Source organism: Vibrio sp. OPT46, assembly GCF_015163535.1.
GTDB classification, from domain to species: Bacteria; Pseudomonadota; Gammaproteobacteria; order Enterobacterales; family Vibrionaceae; genus Vibrio; species Vibrio alginolyticus.
Window position 1 is genome coordinate 80283 of the sequence record NZ_JADDYG010000774.1, and the last position, 10706, is coordinate 90988.

Genomic DNA, 10706 nt, shown 5'->3' on the forward strand with positions numbered 1-10706 from the left:
CAATGCAAATAAGTCACTTCAACCGGCTCAAGCGCAGTGCTCTAATTTTAGTTTCTGTTCTTTTACTCTCTGCTTGCCAGATTGAGTCGGAGCCCAAAAGTGAATTTGAAAAAATTCAAGAACGTGGTGTGCTTCGTGTTGGCACGCTAAACAATCAGCTTTCCTACTACATAGGTCCCGATGGTCCCGCAGGGTTGGATTACGAATTGGCGCGTCAGTTTGCGGAGCAGCTCGGCGTCAAACTCGAGATTAAACCAGCCTTTCGCCAAGCTGAGCTTTTTCCTGCTCTTAAGAAAGGAGATATCGATATCATCGCTACGGGTTTAAATCAAACGTCACAAGCAGTCAAACGATTTAGACCAGGCCCTGCCTATTATTATGTAAGCCAACAAGTGGTATATAAAAAAGGGCAACTTCGACCACGTGATATCGAACAACTCATTGAATACCAAGCCTCGAAAGACGACGAGTCCGACGAAGATACAAATGCAGGCGCTCAAACATTAAAGATCGTTGAACAATCGCAATATGTTCCGACCCTAACAGCGTTAAAGAAGCAGTATCCAGAACTTCAGTTTGAAATTGTTGGTGATGCTGACACGAGAGACTTACTCAAATACGTATCGAAGGGTGAGTTACGTTTTACTGTGACTGATTCGGTGGAACTTTCCCTAGCTCAACGCCTTTACCCCGATCTTGCGCTCGCGTTCGAACTTACAGAAGATCAACCTGTGTCTTGGTTTACTCGACGTTCTGAAGACGAAAGCTTGTATGCAATGCTGATAGAGTTTTTCGGTAACATCAAACAATCAGGAGAACTGTCCACCCTCGAAGAAAAGTACATTGGTCATATTGAAGCATTTGACTACGTTGATACTCGCGCATTCATTCGAGCTCTGGATGACAAATTGCCTAAATGGGCACCTTTATTCCAAAAATACAGCGAAGAGTTCGACTGGCGATTAATTGCAGCATTGGCTTATCAAGAGTCACATTGGAAACCAACAGCAAAATCGCCAACGGGTGTTAGGGGGATGATGATGCTTACTCTGCCAACAGCGAAAAGCGTCGGGGTAACAAACCGTTTAGACCCTGAGCAATCTGTTCGTGGTGGTGTCGAGTACTTACGTCGCATTGTAGGTCGCGTGCCTGATAGCATCAACGAGCATGAAAAAATATGGTTTGCGTTAGCTTCATACAATATTGGTTACGGCCACATGATGGACGCACGACGACTCACCAAAGCACAAGGTGGCGATCCGAACGCTTGGGCCGATGTAAAAGATAGGCTGCCTTTACTGCGTCAGAAGCGCTATTACAGCCAAACTCGCTATGGGTACGCCAGAGGCGATGAAGCGCGTAATTACGTAGAAAATATTCGACGTTACTACCAATCCATCATTGGTCATGTCAGCCAACAGCCAGCGATTGATGAGAATAGCGATGACTTGCAAGTGATTCCGCCGCTCAACCCCGACATTTTGATATCGGGCGCAGTAGAGACCGTCGTAGAACAAGTCTCTGGCGCTTCTGACGTCACGGTTGAAGAAGACACCGAACAAGAAAGCATTGAAGAATAAACCCGCGGTAAACTAGAAAATGACGAGCCTATGAAGCTCGTCATTTTTGTTGAGTCCTAACGAAAACTTATCTAGACTCCAATATTCTGAGTGACACCAACCACACTCAACCATTCCTTTGGTTGGTCGCCTTTTCTTCATCGTTAGTAAAACTGATTGCTTTGTAACAGATTACTTTACAACCACATGGTTTAGCTCACTTGATGAAGCGGCGCTTTCGGCTACACTCTGCCGAAATAACGTCACTCCTATTATTAAGCATCGTATTGAAATTGTTTGCTGGCTCTGTGCAATGCAGAAGTCAAATGAAGAACGTTTAAACCATACAATGTTTAGTGCGATTATCGAGCCTATTGCCAAGCATCGATGAGCCGCGCTTTACTGGTATAAGTCTTGTCTGCAGGAGGTTTTGAATATGAGAAGACGTAGAGTGCAGTCAAAGCGTTTAAATAACACAGTAGCTGCTATCCGACGTAAACGTAAACTGACATGTATGAAAAAGAAAGTAAGTTCACGTAATCGTGTTTTTGTACATTTAGTCAATCACTAGTGCGTCCAAACAAACATCTACCACGTTGTAGGTGTTTGCTAGCCCTCACTACTCCCACTACCTTGCTCGCTCTCTCGATTTTCTAATGCTTTTTGTGCTTGCTTCTTCGCTTTAATTTCCTTTCGGCGACGCTTAAAAAACGCTTGTAGCTGAGTGCGGCACTCATCTTCTAGCAGCCCCTTTTCAACTAAGGCGTAATGGTAAGCGGCTTGGCTTTCAAACAAATTAAGCACTGTTCCTGCAGCTCCAGCTTTTAAATCTGGCGCTCCAAAAACAACCCGCTTAACGCGGCTATGCAATAAGGCTCCGGCACACATTGGGCATGGCTCAAGTGTTACATATAACGTCGTATCCAGAAGGCGGTAATTTTCTAGCTTTTGGCCTGCTTTACGCAGCGTTTGGATCTCAGCATGTGCGGTAGCGTCATTAGTACCAATAGAGCGATTCCACCCCTCAGCGATAATTTCACCATCTTTGACAAGCACTGCGCCAACAGGTACTTCCCCCTCAGCTTCTGCTTGCTCAGCAAGCTCCATCGCTCTGCGCATAAACAATTCATCTTGAGGGGTAAACGGATGGTTAGACAAAGGAGGCTCCAAAGAAACAAAAATGATTGAAGTCGGGAATTTTATCACCAACTTCGGCTTCACTACAGCGACACATCACGGGACAAAGTCTGCAACTCCAAAAAACTAGTTACAAGACCTATCGATGTTCGTTTTACGAGAACAAAAAAGCGCAGATCGAAGACCTGCGCTTTTTGGCTGCCAATTAGCGGCTTTCACACCCTAAACGTTTTTACATTGTGTAAGTGTAAGGAGCTTGAATGCCTAGCGGGATACCTACCATCCAATAAGCAACTAGGAAGATAGACCAACCGATCAGCATTGCGATCGAGAATGGCATCATTAGTGACGCAAGCGTACCGATACCAGCCGACTTCACATAACGCTGACAGTAAACCACTACAAGAGGGAAAAATACCATTAGAGGCGAAATGATGTTCGATACAGAGTCACCCACACGGTAAGCCGCTTGAGACAGCTCAGGCGAGATACCAACCGCCATTAGCATTGGCACTAAGATTGGACCAATTAAAGCCCATTTTGCCGATGCCGAACCAATAAGTAGGTTTACAGACGCGGTTAGAAGGATCATACCGATGATGGTCACTTCACCTGGTAGGTTCATCGCTTTTAAGCCTTCTGCGCCATACAACGCTAGCATCGTACCGATGTTTGACTGAGCAAATGCAGATAGGAACTGAGCACAGAAGAACGACATAACAATGTATGCGCCCATGGTTGACATAGTATCAGCCATCGCTTTGATAATGTCGTTGCTGGTCTTGAACGTTCCAGACACTTTACCGTAAACGTAACCAGGAATGATAAACAGAATAAAGATCAACGGCACGATAGACTTCATTATCGGTGCTGAGAAGGCAGTAATTTCACCTTCAGGCGAGCGAAGTGCTGATGTTTCTGGAATTAACGCTGCAACAAGTAAAGCAATACCCGCCATCATTGCCCAACCTGCATAACGGAATGCTTTTGATTCCAGTTCAGTAAATGAACCTAGGTTTGGCGCGGTTTCCGCATCATCATCAATTGGCATTTTTGATAAACGAGGCTCGATGATTTTCTCTGTCACGTACCAACCAATCCCCACAATAATGATAGAGGATAGGCCAGTGAAGAAGATGTTCGCTAATGGGTTAACCACATATTCAGGATCAAGAACCTGCGCCGCAGTTTGCGTAAAGCCAGCCAATAGCGGATCGATACCTGAAGGGATAAAGTTTGCAGAGAAGCCACCAGATACACCTGCAAATGCTGCCGCAATACCTGCTAAAGGGTGACGACCTGCCGCATGGAAGATAATACCGCCAAGAGGAATAACCAGAACATAGCCTGCATCTGCCGCAGTATGCGACACAATAGCAACCAAAATCAGCATTGGAGTAAGAAGCTTAGCTGGCGTGAAGTTCAGCATCTTCTTAAGACCCGTCGTAATAAAACCCGAAGAATCTGCAACACCCACACCTAGCATTGCGACAAGTACGATACCCAGTGGCGCAAAGCCAGTAAACGTCGTCACCATGTTAGCAAGGAAACTTGCTAGCGCTTCGCCCGTAAGTAAGTTGGTGATAGTAAGAGCTTCGCCCGTTCGAGGGTTTGGAAGATCGAATGATACATTCGACAAAAGTGCTGACGCCGCCCAAGTAATGATCAATGCCCAGAAGAACAAAATCGCAGGATCAGGGATTTTGTTACCTGTCCTCTCGATAAAGTTTAAAAAGCGCTCCATCCCGCTCGGCTTCGATGATGGTGCTTTATTTACAGCTTGGTTACTCATGGTAACTCCATAGTGAATGATGTTGGTGCCAAGGCCTATTTGAATAATTATAACGGCCTACTATCCAACGAGTATTCTAGTAAACACTAATGGAGAAAGCACAAGGTTCTAGATTTTTTTTCATAATTGGAGACATATTTTGCAAAAAAACAAAACCAAAGATACAAGCCTGAAACATTATGGAAAAATCAACATATACATTTAGTAAACGAGCTGGCAAAAACAGAGGTTGCATAGAGCGATGAATAGATAGTTTTAAGAAAAGAAACTATACGTGATGAGAAGCAAGAAATAATTCTCTTCAATATAAAAAGGGCAACGCGGACAGTGAACACCTTATCCAGAACTCCAATCGGTTTTGATTGAATCGGCGTAAAACAGGAACCTAGACTATTTAATCAAATTCGCTATGTTTAGAGATCATGGTTTTCAGCTCTACCGATTGTATTTTACCGTGGCGATCTTGCCATAGAGCTTCCATATGTATCGTTTTAAGTGCGCCCGACAGAGTTGCCGTTGGCACAGACCAAGATAAAGTATACAAGGGGTGCGTAGTATCTTCCCCAGAGACAATATTTGTATCAAAATTAGCGGCGGGCATCGAGGGGACTGCAGAAATAGCCCCACGCGTACGAAACCACTCTAATTTCTGCTCAGCAAGATTTAGCGCTTCAATGCTATGCATCGCGTAATCTGCCCGCAGCTCAATGTAAGCTTGCAACTTAACCAATCCAAGAGCACCGACACCAATTAAAATAAAAGAAATCATTATTTCAATTAAACTAAAACCATGTTGTTTACTTGGCATTCCAACTTCCCTCTTGCCAACGAACATCATTTCTCCTTGTTGTAGGTCTTTTGCTGGAATCAAATAGTAACTCCATTGAGCCCGCAATTGAGGTTTTTAACCCATCAGTATCAAAACCATAACCACCCGTTGCGTGAAATGCCCCTGCATCAACATAAACAGTTTGTGTAAGATCAGTATATTGTTTACCAATGGTAAAATTAGTCGGTGAGCCATCAGCATTCGAGAACAAACTTTCCCAATAGCTTTTTAACTCATCAGGAGCAAACTGTGGTTTAGTTTTATCGACTAAATGAAAAAGCGAACCCTGAAATGTTGTTGAACCAGTATTGATAAAAATACCATCTTGAATAACTAACGTATATTTCTCATGGTTGCCTTGAAGTGCTAAATTCCCGTGAATGGCGCAGTCACCAGTAATCCAAACCTTATCTACTTCCTTAAAAGCATTTTCGATAGCTGATTTACACTGTGTCGCATTTGACAAATTGATTTTCCCAGCTTTCGGAAATGAAGCTTTGACTTTATCAATGTTTTCCGGTGTTTTTTTGTAATCAAAAAAGGTTTGGAATGGATCGACTTCAGAGTCATAAACAAAATCGCCTTTTAGCTGCGGATCAGAAGTTTCAGGTTTATTAGTTTTCGTAATTGCATTCCCAGCTTTTACTGTAACATTGGTTGTCGTTGCAGCGGTACACCCTCCAGCAGGAGAACCATCATATAAGCTATTCGCTCTTATTGATGCAGTGTTATATTTTGATCCTGTGCTTCCGCCTTCCATGGTATAACTATACCGATAAGTCAGTGATATGCATTCATACAGATTGTCAGAATTAAGATCACCTTTCGCATCTGGATGAACCTTTAAATCACCATAAGTAGTTAACTTGGATGTGGTTTGTATCGCTCCTTTTCCACGATTACTTAGTGTACTGAAAGTTTTATTGAGCTGGGCCCAACCATTGTGAGATATAGAATTAATACGATAGACTCCTGCCCCTATATCAGTAACGTTCAGCTGGCTAAGGTTTAATTCCCTCTTACATAAGGTATTTAAATTATTGTGATTAATTGGGATGAGCTCGTTCACTATGGATACATCATCTGTGACATAAGCAAATAGACACTCAAGCCCCCCTTCCGCTTCCCAGTGCTGTTGCCGAGAACTAACTTCATTCTGCGCACGCTTAATTTGATAAAATAGATTCTTATATGACCCTAACGTCACAACCAAAGCGACAGAGAGCAGTATGGAAGTAATAAGTAACGTGGCCACTCCTTGTTGATGCTTACGTATCATTGCCAATTCCTTTGCTGAACTTGTAATAAAATGGCGTGAGAAATTGCCGGATCATTTTTTAATTCAGCGGCCATTGAAATAGAAATAAACGCACTCTCTATTGACGAACCTGATAGTAATGTTCGACTAACACCAAATTGAGTTACTTTAATTTGCTTAGGATCAAAAAGATCAAAACATCCACTAGCAGCAGACACGACACTTAAAGGTGATGGTGAATCATCCTGGCAATATTCCAACATATTATCCTTTAACCGATATATCGTATTACTCACAGAGCTTGCTGTGTTTCGATAAACATAACCGATTTTTTCGGATTGTTGATATAGAACGCTAGGAGAACCGGAAAGCATCATTGATTTTGTCGTAATACCATCAAACCCTGCTCGCTGAATATCCTCTTTCACTTGTTGAATTACACTACTCATCTGCTGAAGTAGCATTATTTCCTTGCTTCGCTGCACAGCTGTTTTTTGGTTAGAAAGAAACACTGCGCCAACAATGCCCAAAGCGACAAGTCCTAACAACGCAGCAATCATAAACTCAACAAGTGTACTACCCTGCTGTTTAGCATTGTTCAAAGCCATATTTTGCCTTATTCATAGCGCACACTTTTACTCGCCCTGCTCCGTTATGAACAGTTACTTTTATCGGACTGGTATCCGCTTGAGATTTCTTCAGGTGAATACTTCCCGCATTTTTGGGATTCCCCATAACACGATCAAACTTGACGCTAGTTATATTACTCGACACCACCAGACCCCGATATAGATGACCTTGCAGCTCAGCAACAGTATTCATTGAAGTAATGTCAGTGACATTCGATACACTCGAGAGTGTGAGCTTCCAGCTTCCGGTGGATGAAGGCAAGCCTTGAATATGAACCCAAAAATCTTGATTTCTCATCACCGATTCCGATTTCGCTTGGATCAAAAAACCCTGTAATTCGTTGGCTAAATTCACTATTTTCATGTGTTGGCTAACTTTTGAAAAACTTGGGGCGACAAAAAGTAGTAGTACTGACAAGACAGCAACAGTAATAAGAAGCTCCAACAACGTAAACCCGCGAGGCATTTCCCAAATTCCTATGTAAACGGCAAAAGGGCCGTAATTCATCTTGCACAGATGCTATCACCTGCCAAAAATAGGCGGAAAAGTGAAAAGGAAACTACTCGTGATGATTCGAATTTCTCGTTGTAACGGCTACAAAAAAGGATTGAGAGGGATGACATTGATCGAATTACTGGTAGCTGTAGTGATTGTCGGGATCATTGCGGCTGTCGCCTACCCTTCTTACACCAATCATGTGCTCAAGTCTCATAGGACGGTTGCCTTGAGCGATCTTAGTCGAATTCAGCTAGAGCTAGAGACATCTTATGATGGTGGGTACGACTGGAGTCATATTATCTCTGGAGGCACATGCACTCTATGTGACTCAGACAAAAATAGATTTTCTTTCAATATTGCGAGCTCTGCAAGTACGGCCTATACCATTACAGCAACAGCAAAATCGGCTCTGGGACAAGACGACGACGAGTGTTTGACTGGCGCTAAAACGATTACTTTAACGTCAACAAATGTCGAAGAACCAAGTGATTGCTGGAATTAGAAGAACACCGAGATGCAAAAAGGCCTGCATTTTAGCAGGCCTTTGTATTTGTGCTTTTCACTAAAGTCTTAGCTGGTTAAATCATCAAAGAACTTTTTCACACCGTTGAAAAAGCCTTCTGATTTAGGCTTGTGCTTTGTCGCCGCTTCACCACCACAAGATTCTTCAAACTCTTTGAGCAGTTCTTTTTGGCGTGAGCTTAGATTTACTGGTGTTTCGACAACCAACTTAACAATCAAGTCACCGATACCGCCACCGCGAACGCCTTTCACACCTTTACCACGCATGCGGAACATACGACCTGTTTGCGTTTCTGAAGGTACTTTTAGGCTTACGCGACCATCTAGAGTTGGTACTTCAACTTCACCACCTAGAGCTGCCATCGCAAAGCTTACTGGCACTTCACAGTATAGGTTGTTGCCATCACGCTCGAAGATATGGTGCTCTTTCACGTGCACTTGTACATACAAGTCGCCAGCAGGCGCCCCCATTTCTCCCGCTTCACCTTCGCCAGATAGGCGAATACGATCGCCAGTATCAACACCTGCCGGGATCTTAACGTTAAGTGTTTTTGTTTTCTGCTTACGACCTTGACCATGACACTCATTACAAGGGTCTTTAATGATTTTACCTTTGCCGTGACAGGTAGGACAGGTTTGTTGCACTGCGAAGAAGCCCTGGCGCATCTGTACTTGACCATGACCATGACAGGTACCACATGTTTCAGCAGATGAACCTTTCTTCGCGCCACTACCATCACAGGTATCACAGTGTACTAGTGTCGGTACTTCGATCTCTTTCGTTACACCACGAACCGCTTCTTCTAGCGTCAATTCCATGTTGTAACGTAGGTCAGCACCTCGCTGGGCACGGTGGCCACCACCGCCACGACGACCACCACCAAAGATGTCACCGAATACATCGCCAAAGATGTCGCCGAAATCAGCACCGCCGCCGCCAAAGCCGCCGCCACCGAAACCACCGCCGCCTTGTTCAAAAGCTGCATGACCGTATTGGTCGTACGCCGCTTTCTTTTGAGGGTCGGTCAGAACTTCGTACGCTTCTTTTACTTCTTTAAACTTGTCCGCCGCAGAATCATCACCCTGGTTTCGGTCTGGGTGGAATTTCATCGCTAGACGCTTATACGCCTTTTTGATATCGCGCTCTGAGGCATCACGGCTTACGCCTAATACTTCGTAAAAATCACGTTTTGACATGTTCTTCGTCACCAGTTAATTACTACAAACGGCATCGATTCACCGCTTGGTGTTTGTATCGTTCTAGGTAAGTGCACTTGTCTGCAACATACTTAACTAGAAAGACAGCGTTTACAAACAGACGGGCGTAAGAGTTGCCCCAAACGCCCGCACACGAAGTCTTATCGACCCCAGATGGCTATGCAGCCATCTGGTTAAGAAATATTATTTCTTGTCGTCTTTAACTTCTTCGAACTCAGCATCTACAACGTCGTCTTCTTTAGACTGTGCACCTGCGTCAGCACCTTGTGCTTGCTGCGCTTGAGCTTGTTGTTGAGCGATTTCCATCAGCTTTTGAGAAGCGGTCATTAGTGCTTGAACTTTAGCATCGATAGCTTCTTTGTCTTCGCCTTTACGTGCTGTTTCTAGCTCAGAAATTGCTGCTTCAATCTTCTCTTTCTCTTCTGCAGGTAGCGCTTCACCAGCTTCTTCTACTTGCTTACGAGTACCGTGAATCATTTGGTCAGCTTGGTTACGTGCAGTCGCTAGCTCTTCGAACTTCTTGTCCGCTTCTTTGTTAGCTTCTGCTTCTTGAACCATTTTCTCGATGTCTTCATCGCTTAGACCGCCAGAAGCTTGGATAGTGATCTTCTGCTCTTTACCAGTCTGCTTGTCTTTCGCAGACACGTGTAGGATACCATCCGCATCAAGGTCAAACGTAACCTCGATTTGTGGCATACCACGTGGTGCAGGCTGGATGCCTTCTAGGTTAAATTGGCCTAGAGACTTGTTGTACATCGCTTGCTTACGCTCACCTTGTAGAACGTGGATAGTTACCGCGCTCTGGTTGTCTTCCGCTGTAGAGAAAACTTGGTTCGCTTTAGTTGGGATAGTTGTGTTCTTCTCAACTAACTTAGTCATCACGCCACCCATTGTCTCGATACCTAGAGACAGTGGAGTTACGTCTAGTAGTAGTACGTCTTTAACGTCACCAGCAAGTACACCACCTTGAACTGCAGCACCCATTGCTACTGCTTCGTCAGGGTTTACGTCACGGCGCGCTTCTTTACCAAAGAACTCAGCAACTTTCGCTTGAACCATTGGCATACGAGTCTGACCACCAACTAGGATTACGTCAGTGATGTCGTTTACTGATAGGTCAGCATCAGCTAAAGCTACTTTTAATGGCTCAAGAGAGCGTTGTACTAGGTCTTCAACTAGAGATTCTAGTTTTGCACGAGTCACTTTAATGTTCATGTGCTTAGGACCAGTTGCATCTGCAGTAACGTAAGGTAGGTTTACGTC

10 protein-coding genes are annotated in these 10706 nt (G+C 44.1%); 2 read left to right on the forward strand and 8 right to left on the reverse strand.

What is annotated here, in order from left to right; genetic code table 11:
* The first annotated feature begins 2 nt into the window (after nucleotides 1–2).
* The gene (gene mltF / locus IQR33_RS27620; RefSeq protein ID WP_025998701.1) at nucleotides 3–1580 is read left to right on the forward strand and encodes a membrane-bound lytic murein transglycosylase MltF; all 1578 of its coding nucleotides are present in this window, start codon (nucleotides 3–5) and stop codon (nucleotides 1578–1580) included.
* 588 nt (nucleotides 1581–2168) lie between these two features.
* On the opposite strand, the gene tadA is transcribed toward mltF, so the two are convergent.
* From tadA to IQR33_RS27650, 6 genes are all read right to left on the reverse strand, one after another.
* Nucleotides 2169–2717: a tRNA adenosine(34) deaminase TadA gene (tadA, locus tag IQR33_RS27625; protein ID WP_025998702.1), complete on the reverse strand. Its 549-nt coding sequence runs from the start codon at nucleotides 2715–2717 to the stop codon at nucleotides 2169–2171.
* Nucleotides 2718–2928: 211 nt separating this feature from the next.
* Nucleotides 2929–4488: an AbgT family transporter gene (locus IQR33_RS27630; protein ID WP_017635695.1), complete on the reverse strand. Its 1560-nt coding sequence runs from the start codon at nucleotides 4486–4488 to the stop codon at nucleotides 2929–2931.
* A gap of 394 nt (nucleotides 4489–4882) precedes the next feature.
* The gene (locus IQR33_RS27635) at nucleotides 4883–5296 is read right to left on the reverse strand and encodes a type IV pilus modification PilV family protein (protein ID WP_017635696.1); all 414 of its coding nucleotides are present in this window, start codon (nucleotides 5294–5296) and stop codon (nucleotides 4883–4885) included.
* Nucleotides 5286–6596: a hypothetical protein gene (locus IQR33_RS27640; protein ID WP_006741845.1), complete on the reverse strand. Its 1311-nt coding sequence runs from the start codon at nucleotides 6594–6596 to the stop codon at nucleotides 5286–5288. The genes IQR33_RS27635 and IQR33_RS27640 overlap by 11 nt, the downstream gene beginning before the upstream one ends.
* The gene (locus IQR33_RS27645) at nucleotides 6593–7183 is read right to left on the reverse strand and encodes a PilW family protein (RefSeq protein WP_017635697.1); all 591 of its coding nucleotides are present in this window, start codon (nucleotides 7181–7183) and stop codon (nucleotides 6593–6595) included. The genes IQR33_RS27640 and IQR33_RS27645 overlap by 4 nt, the downstream gene beginning before the upstream one ends.
* Nucleotides 7164–7670 (reverse strand): GspH/FimT family pseudopilin, encoded by a 507-nt coding sequence (locus IQR33_RS27650; protein WP_017635698.1) that lies wholly within the window; start codon nucleotides 7668–7670, stop codon nucleotides 7164–7166. The genes IQR33_RS27645 and IQR33_RS27650 overlap by 20 nt, the downstream gene beginning before the upstream one ends.
* 103 nt (nucleotides 7671–7773) lie before the next feature.
* On the opposite strand from IQR33_RS27650, the gene IQR33_RS27655 reads away from it, so the two are divergent.
* Nucleotides 7774–8205 (forward strand): type IV pilin protein, encoded by a 432-nt coding sequence (locus IQR33_RS27655; protein ID WP_017635699.1) that lies wholly within the window; start codon nucleotides 7774–7776, stop codon nucleotides 8203–8205.
* Nucleotides 8206–8273: 68 nt separating this feature from the next.
* Here IQR33_RS27655 and dnaJ read toward each other — a convergent pair whose 3' ends face one another.
* Both dnaJ and IQR33_RS27665 read right to left on the reverse strand, forming a co-directional pair.
* A complete protein-coding gene (gene dnaJ, locus IQR33_RS27660; protein WP_017635700.1) occupies nucleotides 8274–9422 on the reverse strand; it encodes a molecular chaperone DnaJ in 1149 nt (382 codons plus the stop codon).
* 204 nt (nucleotides 9423–9626) lie between these two features.
* Nucleotides 9627–10706 (reverse strand): Hsp70 family protein (locus tag IQR33_RS27665; RefSeq protein ID WP_193844231.1); only part of this gene is annotated, 1080 nt, incomplete at its 5' end.